Genomic DNA, 16860 nt, shown 5'->3' with positions numbered 1-16860 from the left:
TAAAATTTCTTATCTAATCCATATTTATTAAGAGAATTCTTAAAGAAGAAACTGAATTATTAAATTAGTATTCATTTCATCGAAACAAACGTTTCCCAGAGTATTGCAATCTCAGCCTACAACGCCATAGGCTGGGTTCAATAAAGTAATATATATTGCTGTGTGTAGTCTTTGCCTGTCAGCCCATGATAGGCTTTTTTTTTGCCATTTTCTTATTTTCTCCATAATTCCTCCATAATTAATCACCCATAGCCAAAATATTATGTTATATAAAATATAAAAGCCTGAAAGTATTCTGGCAGGCTTTTATATTTAGGTCTGAATTATCCCTATAAACTCAAGTTACCGCCCGCAAGACAAAAGCCGCCGCTTATTATCTCCCCGATGCCGTGGGGAGATAATAAGCGTATCTTGAAGACGACGAGTATAAATGTGACTGGCTATTTTCGGCTTAACTATTTTCGGCTTAGCTATTTTCGGCTAAAGAAATCCACGTTTTCACGACGGTATCAGGATTCAACGACAAGCTGTCAATTCCCTCTTTCATTAACCATTGCGCAAAATCTTCATGATCCGACGGGCCTTGTCCACAAATACCGACATATTTCCCCTGACGTTTAGCCGCTTGAATGGCCATGGAAAGCAACTGCTTCACCGCATCATTACGTTCATCGAATAATTCAGATACCACCCCAGAATCACGATCTAATCCCAAGGCCAATTGCGTCATATCATTTGAGCCAATAGAGAAACCGTCAAAATGTTCAAGAAATTGCTCTGCCAACAACGCATTCGATGGAATTTCACACATCATAATGACTTTCAGTCCATTTTCACCGCGTTTCAAGCCCTGAGAAGCCAATTCCCCGATCACCGCTTCCGCCTGAGAGACTGTACGCACGAATGGGATCATCACTTCAACGTTAGTTAACCCCATCACATTACGTACCCGCTTGACCGCCTCACATTCCAAGGCAAAACATTGGCGGAAACTGTCAGAAACGTAGCGCCCTGCGCCACGGAAACCCAACATCGGGTTTTCTTCATGTGGCTCATAGCGATCTCCACCGACTAAGTTCGCATATTCATTGGATTTGAAATCTGACAATCGAACGATCACCCGTTTCGGCCAGAATGCTGCCGCCAGCGTTGCAATCCCCTCAGTCAATTTCCCAATATAAAACTCAAGCGGGTTATCATAACCCACCATCAACGACTTAATTTGCTCTTGCAGATCAGGAGATTGTTGGGAAAATTCGAGCAGGGCACGAGGGTGCACCCCGATCATGCGGTTAATAATGAATTCCAGCCTCGCCAGACCAACGCCATCATTGGGCAAACAGGCGAAATCAAATGCACGATCAGGATTGCCCACATTCATCATGATCTTCACATCCAATTCCGGCAACTTATCAACGTGGGAACTCTGCACGCTAAAGTCCAGCTTATTCTGATAGACATAGCCCGTATCCCCTTCTGAACAAGAAGCCGTCACCTGCTGACCTTCGCTTAAACGCTCAGTCGCATCGCCACAACCGACCACGGCAGGAATACCCAGTTCACGGGCAATAATCGCAGCATGGCAGGTGCGCCCACCGCGATTGGTCACAATAGCCGCCGCTTTTTTCATTATCGGTTCCCAGTCGGGATCAGTCATGTCAGTGACCAGCACATCTCCCGCCTGGATGCGATCCATTTCACTAAGATTATGAATAACCTTGACCGTTCCGACACCGATACGGTGCCCAATTGCCCGGCCTTCAACTAACACGCTGCCCTGCTCATTGAGTTGGTAGCGCTCCATTACCTGCTGATTCGAGCGAACCGTTTCAGGACGTGCCTGAACAATATATAACTTGCCATTGTGCCCATCTTTCGCCCATTCGATATCCATCGGGCGACCATAATGTTTTTCAATCAACAAAGCTTGTCTGGCCAGCTCTTCCACTTCACTGTCAGCTAAAGAGAAACGATTGCGTAATTCATCTGATACATTTTCCGTACGCACTTGCTTTCCATGCTCTTTGCTGTCGGCATAAACCATCCGTATTTTTTTAGAGCCAAGATTGCGGCGTACTATTGCCGGGCGGTGATTTTTCAACGTGGGTTTATGGACATAAAACTCATCAGGGTTAACCGCGCCCTGCACGACCATCTCTCCCAGACCATAAGCGGATGTAATGAACACAACCTGATCAAACCCGGATTCCGTATCAATGGTGAACATCACCCCAGACGAAGCCAAATCAGAACGCACCATGCGCTGCACCCCCGCAGAAAGTGCGACGCCGCGGTGGTCATAACCCTGATGGACACGATAAGAAATGGCACGATCATTAAAAAGTGACGCAAAGACATGCTTGATAGCCACCATAACCGCATCAATGCCTTGCACATTCAAGAAAGTTTCCTGCTGTCCGGCAAAAGAAGCATCCGGCATATCTTCTGCTGTTGCGGAAGAGCGCACGGCGAAAGAGGCATCCGGCTCGCCTTCAGATAATTGGGAATAGGCATCACGGATATCTTGTTCAAGTTGGGGAGTAAATGGCGTATCAATCACCCACTGGCGGATCTGTGCACCCGCTTTGGCTAATTGATTGACATCATCAACATGGGTTTCATCCAGCAATTGATAGATACGCTGGTTCACACCACTTTGTTCCAGAAAATCATTAAATGCCTGTGCTGTTGTCGCAAACCCATTGGGAACAGACACGCCAAGTTCAGCCAGATTGGTAATCATCTCGCCGAGCGAGGCGTTTTTACCACCGACCCGATTAACGTCATTCATGCCTAATTGATTATACCAGAGCACATTACTTGGGGTGAGGCCGCTATTGGACATTAGAAACTATCCTTTTTACATTCGGAGGTACAAATCGGAAAATTAATGCTGCGCTTCACAGCAAGAAATAGCCTAGCACATTGTCTTGTCAGATATAGAAAGGTGAATCGATCAACCCAACAATATTATTTTTTTGACAGGTATAATCTGGAAACAATCCCAAAGACATAACAATATAAAGGAGAGAGATAATGACAGAAGCTGATAACCCCCAAACACCAGAAAATGAAATACTGGAACGCAGTGTATTTTTTATTTCCGATGGAACGGCAATCACAGCAGAAGTATTAGGCCACGCCGTGTTATCCCAATTTCCCATTACCATGACTTCCTATACCTTACCTTTTGTGACGAACAAAGCCAGGGCAGAGGAAATCCGGGATCAAATCGATACGATATATCAACAAACCCAAATCAAGCCATTAGTTTTTTACTCCATCATTTCGGATGAAGTCAAAAGCATTATTACCCGTAGCAACGGGTTCTGCCAGGATATTGTTCAAACATTAGTCGCACCATTACAGCAAGAAATTGGGCTGGAACCAAAACCCGAATTAAATCGAACCCACGGCTTATCCAAGAAAAATCTGGGGCAATATGATGCCCGCATTGCGGCCATTGATTATACCCTCGCCCATGATGATGGTGTTTCATTACGTAACCTTGATCAGGCCCAAGTCATTATCCTTGGTGTATCCCGTTGCGGAAAAACCCCGACCAGTCTCTATCTGGCCATGCAGTTTGGCATTCAGGCCGCCAACTATCCTTTTACCGATGATGATATGGATAATTTGCAATTACCCGCTGCCTTAAAGCCCTTCCAGCACAAATTATTCGGCCTGACAATTAACCCGGACAGGCTTGCGGCCATCCGTGAAGAGCGGAGAGAAAATAGCCGGTATGCTTCATTACGCCAATGTCGGGTCGAAATTGCTGAAGTTGAGGCTTTATTCCGAAAAAATCAGATCAATTACCTGAATACCACTAATTATTCTGTCGAAGAGATTTCAGCCAAAATTATTGACAGGATGGGATTACAACGTCGTATGTTTTAATTTCAAAATACAAACCTGTTTAACACGATTTATTCACGGCACTTTCCCGCATATACCCGTCGTACTTCAGGACGCATTTATTATCTCCCCGCAACGCGGGGAGATAATTAGCGGTTTTCATCTCATGAGCGGCAACATGGAATTTATCGGCGATAAATATCCTGATTGTCTGTTGAATTTGTTGGGAGTTGAGTTATTGTGATCCCCCAATCATTTCAGACTCTGTCTCAATGTGAAGTAGAATTCGAGAAAGTATATGTACAAAACAGATGAGCTAAGAACCCACCGCATTGATAGCCTAATTACACCGAAAGCGCTTGCCGAACAATATCCTATATCCGAGAAGATCTTGCAAAATGTGACATTGTCACGACAGCGTATTGAATCCATCCTGACAGGCGATGATCAGCGTTTACTGGTCATTATTGGCCCCTGCTCCATTCATGATATTGACGCAGCCCTTGATTATGCCTCCCGCTTGCGCCCGCTACGCGAAAAATACCAGCATAATCTGGAAATTGTGATGCGCACCTATTTCGAGAAACCGAGAACCGTTGTTGGCTGGAAAGGCTTGATTTCAGACCCCATGCTGGATGGTTCTTGTCAGGTCAATAAAGGGATCGCCCTTGCCCGTAAGCTATTAATGGATATCAATGAATTGGGTATCCCGACTGCGACAGAATTTCTGGATATGGTCACGGGTCAGTATATTGCTGATTTAATTAGTTGGGGAGCGATTGGTGCCAGAACGACAGAAAGCCAGATTCATCGGGAAATGGCCTCTGCCTTATCATGCCCGGTGGGTTTCAAGAATGGGACGGATGGCAATACAGGTATCGCCATTGATGCAATACGTGCAGCACGCGCCCGGCATATGTTTTTATCCCCGGATAAACATGGTCAGATGACCATCTATCAAACCAACGGGAACCCCTACGGGCATATTATTATGCGCGGTGGGAAAAAACCGAATTACAGTGCCGAGGATATTGCCGCAACCTGCCATAAATTACACGAATTACACTTACCTGAACGTTTGATTGTGGATTGCAGCCACGCCAATTGCCAGAAAATTCATCGTCGTCAACTGGATATAGCAACAAATATTGGTGAGCAGATCCGGGCAGGTTCAACCGCCATTGCCGGGGTGATGGCTGAAAGCTTTTTAGTTGAAGGAACCCAGAAAGTCATCAAGGGAGAATTTTTAACATATGGTCAATCTATTACCGACCCCTGCCTGAGCTGGCAGGATACGGAGAAATTTATCAGTATTCTTGATGAAGCCATGAAAAATCGTTCCTGAAACCTTCACTTTTTCTGGCTCCTGACCCCAACCGGAGCCAGCCACCGGCAAAAATAGCCAGTTAAGCTCAGAAAAACAACTACATAAATTTAGGTATAAAAAAGAGCTTGAAGTTAGCCCCCATTGAAACGATAATTATTCTCAATATTGGAATAATTATTGTTCAAATTTGGTTATGAAAAAATTAACACATCATCAACATTGCTACTCAGCAAATTTATTCTAATACAATAAAAAACCTAACAAGTTCACTGCGAATACCAGTGAGATTTTAGTGACTTGTGTTTATAGAAACACACTATTTCACCATGGAAATTGACCTGCATGACTCGAATGAAATCACCAAGCCTAAGATTGTCTACCTTGAGTGTCGTTATCTTCGCAAGTTTATCTTCTGCGAATGCCACAACCGTACATTCTGAAACCGCGCATTCCGAAACCGTACATGCCAAAAAAGATAAGTCATCCAAAGATACGTTGACTGTATATGCTACCGGCAACCAGCGTGACAGTTTTGAAGCCCCGATGATGGTTACCGTCATTGACAACCATTCGGCCAGTCATCAGGTTGCAGGCAATGCGAATGATTTACTGCGCAATATTCCGGGTATTGATATCGCGGGTGTTGGTCGTGCCAATGGGCAGGATATCAGTCTGCGGGGCTATGCCCAAAAAGGCGTTTTGACCCTCGTTGATGGGATTCGACAAGGCACCGATACCGGGCACCTCAATGGGGTATTCCTCGATCCCGCCCTGATTAAACAGGTTGAAGTTGTCCGTGGCCCGTCAGCATTACTCTATGGCAGTGGTGCCTTGGGTGGTGTTATTGCTTATCAGACGGTCGATGCTGCGGATTTATTGGAAACAGGTAAAAATAGCGGTTTTCGGGTCTTTAGCCGTGCCGGAAGTGGTGACCACAGTTTGGGATTTGGGGGAACGGCTTTTGGTAAAACAGAACAGCTTGATGGCTTACTGGCATTTGGTACGCGTGATGTCGGTAATATCCGCTACGGAAATGGCATAAAAGATCAAAATGATGAAACCATGGGTAATCTATTGGCAAAAGGCTCCTGGAAAATCAATGATAGCCAAAAACTCAGCGGCAATCTGCGCTATTACCGTAATGAAGCCCACGAGCCTAAAAATCCACAGACCCTGAACCAAGACGGTAGTCAACGAACCGATCGCACCACGGCACAACGTGATGCTCAACTGTCTTATCAATTGAATCCGGCACAATTCAGTTGGTTAAATGCCAGGGCGGATATCTATTATTCCGACATCAATATTAATGGCAAAAGCAAAGACAAGGGTTTTGAAGGCCGCAAGCAAGAAACCTATGGGGTAAAACTTGAAAACCGCTCTCATTTGGCCACCACAACTTTTGCCGCGCATCAATTTACCTACGGTGGTGAAGCCTATAAACAAAAACAGAAGCCAAGCAGCCAGATTGTAGAAGGGTTCCCCGACGCAAATATCCGTTTTGCATCAGGCTGGGTTCAAGACGAAATGACCCTGCGTGATTTGCCTGTTTCATTTATTGCCGGTACACGCTACGACAATTATAAAGCCTCAAACAGCAAATATGCCGATATCAGTGCGGATAAATGGTCGTCAAAAGGCGCTATCAGCATTACCCCGACGGATTGGTCAATGCTGTTTGCCTCCTATTCACAGGCATTCCGTGCTCCGACCATGGGCGAAATGTATAACGATTCGAAACATTTTTATATGCCTCCAAGGGACGGGCGACCTGAATTTACAAACTATTGGAAACCCAATCCGAACCTGCGCCCTGAAAGCAATGAAACTCAGGAATACGGCTTCGGGCTGCGTTTCGATGAAGTGCTTGCCAGCAATGATGGTCTGAAATTTAAGGCTAGCTATTTTGATACCAAAGCGAAAGATTACATCTCTACCACGATGGCACCTGATATGAGATTTACGACATCTTCCAATATTCCAAAAGCGAAAATTTGGGGTTGGGATCTCTCTATGACGTATAACTCTGACTGGTTCTCTTGGGATCTCGCTTACAACCGTACAACGGGTAAAAACGAAGAAACGGGGGAATCTATAGAAGCCCTCAGCCCGGATACCCTGACCAGCACCCTGGACATTCCATTGTCTACCACAGGCTTTTCCATTGGATGGGTTGGTAAATTTACCCAACATACTCACATCAGGGGAGTCAAGGGGGACAGAAACGAACGTGGTCAGAAGATCACCCAATACGCAGGTTATGGCGTCAATGACTTCTATGTCAGCTATCACGGCGAGGGTGAATTAAAAGGATTAACGACATCTGTTGTACTGGGCAACGCTTTCGATAAAGACTATTACTCATCACTGGGCGCACCACAGAATGGCCGTAATGCCAAACTGCTCGTCAGCTACCAGTGGTAAAAACCCGCCATTCATTTTGATTTTAAGATATTGTTTCTAACATATTTTTTCTAAATATTGTTTTAAAGATGTTGTTTTAAAGATATTGCTTTAAAGATATTGTTTTTAATAGATCGTTTTTAAACGCCGTTTTTTAAGGAGCCAGCAACTTGAATCAGTCACTTTATGAACGTTACTTACAAGCCAAAGCAGAAAACAAAGCTAAATATGCGCGCGATCTGGCGGCTTACCTCAATGTCAGTGAAGGGGAGTTATTACATAGCCGTGTCGGTATCGACGCAAAGCGTTTGAATATTGACGCGTCTACCCTGCTTCAGGAACTGGCCGTAGTTGGCGAAACCAAGGCGATTACCCGTAATGATTTCGCCGTTCATGAACATATTGGATGCTACGAAAATACCAAATTCAGCCCACATGTTGGTTTGATCCTTAATCCGCGTGAACTTGACCTGCGTATCTTCTTCGATCACTGGAGCAGCATTTTCTCTTTGGTTGAACCTGCCAAGAATGGTCTGCGCCACAGTATTCAATTCTTTGACCGTCAGGGTGATGCCCTGCATAAAGTTTATGCCACCAGCAACACCGACATGGAGGCTTGGGAGGCGCTGATCGAAAAATATCAGGCCCATGAAAACCCGGTTCTGGTGATCCAACCGGAAGAAGTGCCTGAACATGCCGAAGTCACGGCACAACTGAAAACTCAGTTAGATGAGGAATGGCGTGCCATGACTGACGTTCATCAATTCTTCATTATGATGAAACGTCACAATCTTAACCGCCAACAGATTTTCAATGCCGTTAACGATGATTTGGCTTATCGTGTGGATAATTCCGCAGTTACCCAAATTGTTGAAACAGCTTATAAAGATCAAAACGAAATCATGATCTTTGTCGGGAACCGTGGTTGTGTTCAGATTTTCACGGGTAAACTGGAACGTCTGATGCCTTATCAGGAAGAAAATTCCACTCAAAAATGGCTCAACATTTTCAACCGCAATTTCACCCTGCACCTGATTGAAAGTGCCGTTGCAGAAAGCTGGATTACCCGTAAGCCGACAGACAGCGGCTTCGTCACCAGCCTTGAATTGTTTGATGCCAACGGCAATCAAATCGCACAATTGTACGGCCAACGCACGGAAGGTACGCCTGAACAAGCGCAATGGCGTGAACAAATTGCGGCTTTACCTAAACTGCAACCAGAACAGGAAACTTGTGTAGCATGAAAAAATGGCTTCTAACATTTATGCTCGCCATCTCTTTCAATGTGTTCTCTGCTGAACGCATTGTGACTATTGGTGGCGATGTGTCTGAAATTGTTTTTGCACTTGGCGAAGGACAGCACGTTGTCGCAAGGGACAGTACCAGCCAGAATCCCAAGGAACTGCTTTCGTTACCCGACATCGGCTATATGAGGATGTTGAGTTCAGAAGGGATTTTATCCATGCGCCCATCACTGGTGATCGCAAGTGAATCGGCTCAACCTTCTCTGGCACTCAAGCAAGTCGAAGATTCCGGTGTAAAAGTCATTAAAGTGACCAGCGAAACCTCGTTAGAAGCCGTTCCTGAAAAAATCATGACCGTCGCCAAGGCGGTCAATCAGGAAAAACGGGGTGAAGCACTGATTACCCAATACCGGCAACAACTGGCCGATATCACCACGTCAACGCTTTCCACTAAAATCGTTTTTGTCATGAGTCACGGTGGCATCATGCCGATGGCAGCGGGTCAGCAAACCGCCGCAGATCAGATTATCCGTGCGATTGGCGCCCAAAATGCGATGCAGGGTTTCCGGGGATACCGTCCTTTGTCTCAGGAAGGGGTTATTGCCAGCAAGCCAGATTTACTGCTGGTCAGCACCGAAGGGCTAAAAACGTTGGGTGGCATGGATAAAGTTTGGCAACTCCCCGGGTTAAATTTCACACCTGTCGGAAAGAAAAAACAGGTCGTGGTGGTTGATGAAATGGGGCTGCTTGGCTTTGGTCTGCAAACACCGGCTGTGATGAAACAAGTCCGTGATGCTGCGGAGGATGCAGTGGAGAAAGCGCAATGAGTCGTTCTCAATCCCCCAGTCTCGGTTTGCTAATACTGGGTTTATTGTTGTTGTTTCTGGCAATTAGCTCAGCAAATATGGGGGCATTGCCACTTTCCTTTAAAACACTGTGGGAGTCCTCTTTGGATGACCCACAGTGGCAGATTTGGTTAAATATCCGGTTACCCCGTATTTTGCTGGCGATCCTCGTTGGAGGCGCGCTGGCGATATCGGGTGCTGTGATGCAGGGGTTATTCCGCAATCCCCTGGCTGATCCCGGCTTATTAGGGATCAGCAGTGGTGCCGCACTGACCGTCGCAATGGTGATTATTCTGCCTTTCGCCTTACCAGCCAGCATTGCGTTATACGGGCATATTATTGCCGCGTTTATCGGCAGTTTACTCGTCTCATCCCTGATATTTATGCTTAATAAATATAACCACGGCAATCTGTCAAAGCTATTACTCGCCGGCATCGCCATCAATGCACTGTGTGCATCATTTATTGGCGTATTGAGTTACATCAGTAACGACCAACAATTACGCCAATTCTCCATCTGGATGATGGGTTCACTCAGTCAAATCGAGTGGCCAACACTGATTATTGCCGCATCACTCATTATTCCTGTTTGTCTGCTGACTTTCAGCCAGGCACTAAAACTCAATTTGCTGCAACTGGGAGATGAGGAAGCGCACTATTTGGGGATTAATGTCCAACGTACCAAATATCAATTATTGCTGTTGAGTGCCTTATTGGTCGGATGTGCAGTTGCTTTGACCGGTGTTATTGGTTTTATTGGCTTAGTTATCCCACATCTTGTCAGGCTGCGGTTTGGTGGCGATCATACTTGGCTGCTGCCGATATCGGCGCTGGGTGGAGCCTGCCTTTTGTTACTGGCCGACACATTCGCCAGAACATTAGTTGCTCCCGCTGAAATGCCGGTAGGTCTTATCACGGGTTTGATCGGTGCTCCCTATTTTTTATTGCTCATTCTTAGACCATCAAAAGGCCGTTTATAATGGAACCGATCATGGCAACCAATTTACTTGAAGCACAAAATTTAAATTATTTCATCGGGCAACGCCAGATAATCAAAGATGTCTCCCTTTCCCTTCATCAAGGGGAAGTGGTCGCCATTATTGGTCCCAATGGGGCCGGGAAATCCACATTATTGCGTCTATTGACTGGCTATATTCCACCCAGCTCAGGCGACTGTTTATTAAAAGGCACTTCCATTTCCCGCTGGCCAACTCAGAAGCTGGCCCGCATTCGTGCAGTCATGCGACAATACAGCTCTCTCTCCTTTCCATTCAGTGTCGAGGAAGTCATTGCCATGGGACGTATTCCCCATGAAAATGCCCACAAAAAAACCGCCATTGACGAAGCGATTGCATTGACAGCGTGTGAAGAACTGAGAAACAGGAATTATCAACAGTTATCTGGCGGGGAGCAGCAACGGGTTCAACTGGCAAGGGTTTTGGCTCAACTCTGGCATCCTGAACCTACCGAATCTTGTCTATTTTTGGATGAACCCACGTCAGCACTGGATCTTTATCACCAGCAACATACCTTGCGCTTGGTTCACCGCCTGACACGACAACAACCCATTGCGGTCTGCTGTGTACTGCATGATTTGAATCTGGCGGCAATTTATGCCGATAAAATTATCCTGTTGCACAAAGGTCGGTTAGTGGCATCTGGCACGCCACAAGATGTGCTGCGTGACGATATTCTTAAACAATGGTATCAAGCCGATTTGGGTGTTATGCAGCATCCCGAAACCCACCAGCCACAGATCTACCTCCGGCAATAAAAAACAACTGCTTATCCCCTGTCATTTGGAAGAATAAAATCACCTAACGCCTCGCAAGGGGCGGTTATTACTTTTCTGTTACCTCTCCCTGTTGAGAAGTCCGCCCTTCACTCAGACGATTAAATCAGTCAGGGACACTGCCCCGCATCACAATAGACATTATTCTATCGCGAGACAAATTAGGCCAAAAAACAAGAAATATATTGCCTAAGTTTATTATTTCCCTAGAAATAGAAACTAGTTGAAAATTATGAATCCCTATACACTCGTTTAATTCCAAAATGCGGTACGTCATAAACATGATTGATGAAAAAACCAACAAAACAGAAAAGCATCCACATACGAATTCAAGTTACTTGGATGGGTAACGTTAATTTTTATAAATTACGCGCCCGAATTTATGGTGATCGATAAATGGCTGGATTTAGACAGAGCAACGGTAACAGATTCAAGTACAATTTAGATGTCTGCATGGATAATTCTGAATATTAATTTTTCTATCAGATTATAAATATAGGTAAAAAGAGATTACGATGAATACACTAGACATTATAAAAAACAACATGAAATTGTCACACCCCGTTGAAATATTAGAGACATTACTAATACGTCTACATTTATACGATCGCGCATCAAATAAAGACCTTTCATTAAAAAGCAACTTACCTATCCCTATCATTTCGGCATTTAAAAAAGAATTAATAAAATATCATTTCGCTGAAAATAAAGGGGTTTTTAAGTTAAACCCCACGGGTATAAATTATGTGCTAAATGAACTGGAATATAAATCAATTGATATCAATCAATATCATTCACTCTCTTCCGATGAAAAACGAGAAGAGTTTGCAAATGAACTATCCATTTTACTGGAACCTATCTATAACAACAGACCACAAGTCAATGTTTTGCTAGATCAAGCCCATGCAACATTAGAGACATCAATAAGCAGGGTCATGTTATTACTTAATAACCCACGGATATTTAAACAAAACATTCTATTCTTAGGTGATGATGATTTAACGTCTTTAGCCTTAATGATGGCATTTAAAAAACTCGGCCATCATTCCTCAAAAAATATTTTTGTCAAAGATATCGATCAGGATCTATTAACATTTATCCAAGGTGTAGCGAAACAGAATGATTTCTCGATTAATACAGAGTATTTAGATCTAAAACGCGCTAATGTTTATACCAAAAATTTTGACATTATTTGGACAGATCCGCCTTATACGTTGAGTGGATTAAAATTATTCTTATCACGGGCAATTAGTTTAGCTAAAAATGATAACAGTGAGATTTTACTTTCATTTGGTCAGAAAAAACCGATAGAGAACCAAGAAGTGCAACGGTTACTCAATACCCAGAATCTCTTTATCAAGAATATTTATCCGCAATTCAATAAATATCATGGCGGAAGTATCATAAGTAATGTCAGTGATTTATACGTTCTTTCTGTAACACCACACACTTACCCAATTATTTCAGGGAAAAGTGACTACTCAGATAAAATATACACCGGAGAATTAAATCCTCGTATAAAATTTTATCAATGCAAATCATGTAATAACATGATAACCATTGGGCACGGAAAAAACATATTAACGATAGAACAGCTTATCGAGACAACGTGTGATAAGTGTCACGGCAATAAATTTCAATATCGCGGTCAAGAGAAAGTCAATTCATCAGCTGATGTAAGGCAACTTGGCACGCACATTATTGTAGATATGAAAGATTGTGATGCAGAAATATTGAAATCTGTATCAATCATTGAAAAAATCATGCTTGATGTTGCCCAAAAATTTGGGTTAAACGTGGTTACCCATCATTTTCACCAATTCAAACCATGGGGTGTCAGTGGAGCACTGATACTGGCTGAATCACATTTTACAATTCATACATGGCCAGAATATCATTACGCAGCACTTGATTTATTTGTCTGTAATGAATTTAAACATCAAGATGCGTTCATGACGGAATTACAAATGCAGCTTAATGCTCAGGAATATGAGTATAAACTACTACAGAGAAGGTTTTAATTTTAAAATACCTGATTAACACCTTACCCACAAAAAAACTGATTGTTAATTAACCCAACGCGAAAGGCAATCAGTTACAGAAGAATAAACGTATCTATACTCAATTTGTGTTTTTTTGACCAAAAAATAAATTTCAATATGTTGCAACAGCTATGCCTTTCCCGCATTTCATAATTAACGCATTTGCTTTAACCATGATTTAATCAACACCTTAAACTTGACAATCACATTAACAATCAATCAAAAAAACCATCCCAAGAAATACATTTAATTAATTCCATCTTTTATTTTCAGAAAATTAATCCATTTCTTTCAGCCATAGATTAAATAACCTCAACGGGCTGAAGGCATCAAAATAGATGCCATATCCCATAAAAGTGGTTATTCAGAATTTTTATGATGGAACTGAAATTAAATCCTGCGAGCTTGCCAAAACACCCGACGCCAATAGACATTATCAAGGGAAGAACGTATTACGCCTTTACTCGTGGATGCGTGAATAAACTGATTGTTAGTATCATAAATACCCACATGCAGCCCACTTTTTCCACTGCCCGTTTTGAAAAAAATCAAATCCCCGGGCATCAGATCATCTTTACTGATCCGTGTGCCTATTGCGGTCTGTTCATCGGTTGTGCGAGGAAGCCGGATATTAAAGCGATCATAAAAAGTCCGGTAAACGAAGCCAGAACAATCGATACCGTGCCTATCCATGCCGCCATAACGATATGGCGTGCTATGCCATTGTTCAAGTTGATCTTTTAACTGGGCAATAACCATTATCGGATCAGAAAGCGCGACTTTCCGCGCAGGCGAGTTAGGCTGAGAAACCGGGTTGGTACAACCAATCAGCAAGAGACTCAAGAATAAACATAAGTGCCTTATTCTTATTGCCATGTGCTTTTCCTCAGCCATTATCTTTCCCTTAACCATCATAGATAGGAACCACAAATTTTACCTCAATTATCATCGATGAGATCGCTTTGTTTCCGGTCGGCTGATGAGCCAAATGCCCAATAAGATGAAGAAAACGCCCAACGTTTTTAACAGGGAGAGCGTTTCATTGAACCAAGGCAATAAAGCCGCCATGAAGTAAACAAAAACATAGCTCAAGCTGATAATAGGGTACGCTTTATTCAATGGCAGGTACTTCAACGCGAAAAACCAACATAACATGGACAGTACATAACCCGCCAATCCTGCCATAACCATCAGCAAGGAGTTATGATTTGCCCAAAGCCAGTCGATATCCAGCCAATGCATGGAGAACGAAAGTTCTGGCAGGCGGGCAACGCCCCATTTCAATAACAACTGCGCCACGGTGATCAGCAAGACACTTGCCATGCCCCAAAGGTAACCTTTCATTGACTCAAGCTCATCAATAAGATGCCGAACATAATTGCACAAACCCCCATCCAGTGCTTTCGCCCCACCTTTTCCTGATACAATAATTGTCCAATCAACGTCACTATGACAAAATTTATGCTAAGCATAGGGTAAACAATGCTCAGTGGCAAAAATTGCAATAATCGCAACCAAAATACCATCCCTGTACCCAACAGAAGAATAGCACCCGACAACCATATCACCACAGATATCTTTTTATGCGCGGTCGCTTTTTTCTGCCAACAAATAACGGCCTGTTTCTGGCATAATTGCCCCGCGCAGGTAAATAAGCTCACTAAAATCAATAAGATGATATTACTGATCATGGCTGTTTCTTATAAGTTACAAGCACAAATCTGTGGTTACGACGCACAAAATCCGGCTTCGGTAATTCAGATAATTCACCTTCTGAGGGTAATAGAAAAACAATCGCGACTTTGCCTGTTTTACGCGCTTTCGCCAACCATGCAGGAAATTCATTTTCTGTGACATAGCGGTATTGGCTGTCAGGATAAGCAAGCCCATATTCTAATTCCCCCGGGCGATCAAACACATAAATATCACTGCGTTTTAATTCCCATGCAATCGCCGCCCCCACGCCAACAGACTGAGTAAAAATATATTTGCTGTCAGCCAGCTCTTTTTCGTTTTGTTGAATAAAATGCTGGGGAAGCTTGGAATTGATGGTATTGTCAGGCAATGCGCTACCGATAGAGAGACTGAGCACAATGGAACACGCGGCAGCCCATAACCAATATTTACCCTCACGAATAAAACAGAGGTAACCCATTCCGCTCCAAGCGCCAAAGGCGAGAATGCCCACAATCCATTTCAGCCATTCGTCAGGCTGATAAAGCGGGGGAGACTTTACGGTTTCCAGAATAAAAAGTACCAGAATGGCAAGCAATCCGATGAAGACATTCACCAAACCATTCATTTTCAACACTTTCATGTTGCCATTTTTAATACAATCGACACTATATTTTGCCATCATCACGGCTAAGGGGCCGATAAAAGGTAAAACGTAAGTCGGCAGTTTGCCTTTTGCAATACTGAAAAACACCAATGGGACAACAAACCAACAAAACAGGAAAAACATTTCCGGATGATTTTTTCTCTCTTGCCAACCTTTGATTAAGGCATTTGGCAGTAATCCTAACCACGGGATCACGCCTAAAATCACTATGGGCAGGTAATACCAAATAGGTGCAATGTGTTGGGCGTTGTCAGAAGCAAAACGCTGTATATGTTCTACCCAAAAGAAGTAATGCCAGAAATCCGGTTCACGCAAAGCAATCGCAATCACCCACGGCAGGCTGATCAAAACAGCAAAAATCACGGCAAGGGGGCCAAAAAGAACCATTTCCCAAAAGCGTTTCTGGTATATCGTGATGGGTATCATCGCAATCACAGGCAACGCCAATGCCAGAAAGCCCTTTGTCATAAAAGCCATGCCACAGGTCAGCCCCAGAACAGACCATGCCAAGATGCGTTCTCGGATCGTCACCGCCTTAAGCGCCCAAAAACAGCTCACGATCCCTGCCGTCACCCATAAAGAAAACATCGGGTCAAGCACACTGTAAGTCCCAATGGAAAAGACAATGAACATGGAAATGTAAATCAGGCTGGAAACAAAAGCCGTCTGGCGACATTGCCACATCATCATTGCCAAACGATAAAGAAGCCATGCACTGATTAGGATACTGAACACGGAACCAAAACGAACAGCAAAATTATTGTCACCAAAAATCCACTGGCTGATGTTGTTGATCCAATAACCTGCCACGGGTTTTTCAAAATAGCGGATATCCAAGAAGTGAGGCACAATCCAATCCCCACGTTGCAGCATTTCCCGGCTAATTTCAGCATATCGGGTTTCATCCGGCTGCCATAACAGGCGACTCTCCAGAGGCAATAAGTAAGTAAGAACAAAAAAAAGAGCCATCAGAACGGCTCCCATTTTACTCGTCCGAGTATTCAACAT

Annotated in this window: 13 protein-coding genes; 8 read left to right on the top strand and 5 right to left on the bottom strand. The window is 43.7% G+C overall.

The annotated features are described in order from the left end of the window. Positions 1–466: 466 nt before the first annotated feature. Entirely contained in the window at positions 467–2845 is a 2379-nt protein-coding gene (gene ppsA / locus PSI17_RS00135; protein ID WP_273549994.1) for a phosphoenolpyruvate synthase, read from the bottom strand. A gap of 233 nt (positions 2846–3078) precedes the next feature. Between ppsA and ppsR the strand changes: the two genes are divergently transcribed. From ppsR to speD, 8 genes are all read left to right on the top strand, one after another. Then, on the top strand, positions 3079–3900 hold the full coding sequence (ppsR, locus tag PSI17_RS00130) for a posphoenolpyruvate synthetase regulatory kinase/phosphorylase PpsR (protein ID WP_273550074.1): 822 nt from the start codon (positions 3079–3081) through the stop codon (positions 3898–3900). A gap of 256 nt (positions 3901–4156) precedes the next feature. Then, the gene (locus PSI17_RS00125; protein ID WP_273549993.1) at positions 4157–5203 is read left to right on the top strand and encodes a 3-deoxy-7-phosphoheptulonate synthase; all 1047 of its coding nucleotides are present in this window, start codon (positions 4157–4159) and stop codon (positions 5201–5203) included. Positions 5204–5527: 324 nt separating this feature from the next. Then, on the top strand, positions 5528–7609 hold the full coding sequence (locus PSI17_RS00120) for a TonB-dependent hemoglobin/transferrin/lactoferrin family receptor (RefSeq protein ID WP_273549992.1): 2082 nt from the start codon (positions 5528–5530) through the stop codon (positions 7607–7609). A gap of 149 nt (positions 7610–7758) precedes the next feature. Beyond that, positions 7759–8832, top strand: a complete 1074-nt coding sequence (locus PSI17_RS00115) for a hemin-degrading factor (protein ID WP_273549991.1) — start codon at positions 7759–7761, stop codon at positions 8830–8832. Continuing rightward, positions 8829–9659 (top strand): heme/hemin ABC transporter substrate-binding protein, encoded by an 831-nt coding sequence (locus PSI17_RS00110; protein WP_273549990.1) that lies wholly within the window; start codon positions 8829–8831, stop codon positions 9657–9659. Before PSI17_RS00115 ends, PSI17_RS00110 begins: the two co-directional genes overlap by 4 nt. Further along, entirely contained in the window at positions 9656–10657 is a 1002-nt protein-coding gene (locus PSI17_RS00105) for a FecCD family ABC transporter permease (RefSeq protein WP_273549989.1), read from the top strand. The genes PSI17_RS00110 and PSI17_RS00105 overlap by 4 nt, the downstream gene beginning before the upstream one ends. After that, a complete protein-coding gene (locus PSI17_RS00100) occupies positions 10657–11451 on the top strand; it encodes a heme ABC transporter ATP-binding protein (RefSeq protein ID WP_273549988.1) in 795 nt (264 codons plus the stop codon). Before PSI17_RS00105 ends, PSI17_RS00100 begins: the two co-directional genes overlap by 1 nt. Positions 11452–11984: 533 nt before the next feature. Continuing rightward, positions 11985–13490, top strand: coding sequence for an adenosylmethionine decarboxylase (gene speD, locus PSI17_RS00095; protein ID WP_273549987.1), 1506 nt, complete (start codon positions 11985–11987; stop codon positions 13488–13490). Between the two features lie 411 nt (positions 13491–13901). Here speD and PSI17_RS00090 read toward each other — a convergent pair whose 3' ends face one another. From PSI17_RS00090 to arnT, 4 genes are all read right to left on the bottom strand, one after another. Next, positions 13902–14387, bottom strand: coding sequence for a C40 family peptidase (locus PSI17_RS00090; RefSeq protein ID WP_273550073.1), 486 nt, complete (start codon positions 14385–14387; stop codon positions 13902–13904). Positions 14388–14456: 69 nt separating this feature from the next. Further along, complete coding sequence (arnF, locus tag PSI17_RS00085) at positions 14457–14855, bottom strand: 4-amino-4-deoxy-L-arabinose-phosphoundecaprenol flippase subunit ArnF (protein WP_273549986.1); 399 nt, start codon at positions 14853–14855, stop codon at positions 14457–14459. Continuing rightward, positions 14852–15202 (bottom strand): 4-amino-4-deoxy-L-arabinose-phosphoundecaprenol flippase subunit ArnE, encoded by a 351-nt coding sequence (gene arnE, locus PSI17_RS00080; RefSeq protein WP_273549985.1) that lies wholly within the window; start codon positions 15200–15202, stop codon positions 14852–14854. Before arnE ends, arnF begins: the two co-directional genes overlap by 4 nt. Then, positions 15199–16860 carry a lipid IV(A) 4-amino-4-deoxy-L-arabinosyltransferase gene (gene arnT / locus PSI17_RS00075; protein WP_273549984.1) on the bottom strand — a complete coding sequence of 554 codons (1662 nt, stop codon included), beginning with the start codon at positions 16858–16860 and terminating at the stop codon, positions 15199–15201. Before arnT ends, arnE begins: the two co-directional genes overlap by 4 nt.

This window comes from Xenorhabdus sp. IM139775 (assembly GCF_028598745.1).
Lineage (GTDB): Bacteria > Pseudomonadota > Gammaproteobacteria > Enterobacterales > Enterobacteriaceae > Xenorhabdus.
This window is presented reverse-complemented; position numbering and strand designations above follow the sequence as displayed.

Bases quoted from the DNA above. Each gene is read 5' to 3' on its own strand.
- PSI17_RS00105 (WP_273549989.1), top strand. From the start codon at position 9,656: ATGAGTCGTTCTCAATCCCCCAGTCTCGGTTTGCTAATACTGGGTTTA.
- arnE (WP_273549985.1), bottom strand. From the start codon at position 15,202: ATGATCAGTAATATCATCTTATTGATTTTAGTGAGCTTATTTACCTGC.
- PSI17_RS00110 (WP_273549990.1), top strand. From the start codon at position 8,829: ATGAAAAAATGGCTTCTAACATTTATGCTCGCCATCTCTTTCAATGTG.
- PSI17_RS00125 (WP_273549993.1), top strand. From the start codon at position 4,157: ATGTACAAAACAGATGAGCTAAGAACCCACCGCATTGATAGCCTAATT.
- PSI17_RS00100 (WP_273549988.1), top strand. From the start codon at position 10,657: ATGGAACCGATCATGGCAACCAATTTACTTGAAGCACAAAATTTAAAT.
- ppsA (WP_273549994.1), bottom strand. From the start codon at position 2,845: ATGTCCAATAGCGGCCTCACCCCAAGTAATGTGCTCTGGTATAATCAA.
- arnT (WP_273549984.1), bottom strand. From the start codon at position 16,860: ATGTTGAATACTCGGACGAGTAAAATGGGAGCCGTTCTGATGGCTCTT.
- PSI17_RS00120 (WP_273549992.1), top strand. From the start codon at position 5,528: ATGACTCGAATGAAATCACCAAGCCTAAGATTGTCTACCTTGAGTGTC.
- arnF (WP_273549986.1), bottom strand. From the start codon at position 14,855: ATGAAAGGTTACCTTTGGGGCATGGCAAGTGTCTTGCTGATCACCGTG.
- speD (WP_273549987.1), top strand. From the start codon at position 11,985: ATGAATACACTAGACATTATAAAAAACAACATGAAATTGTCACACCCC.
- PSI17_RS00090 (WP_273550073.1), bottom strand. From the start codon at position 14,387: ATGGCAATAAGAATAAGGCACTTATGTTTATTCTTGAGTCTCTTGCTG.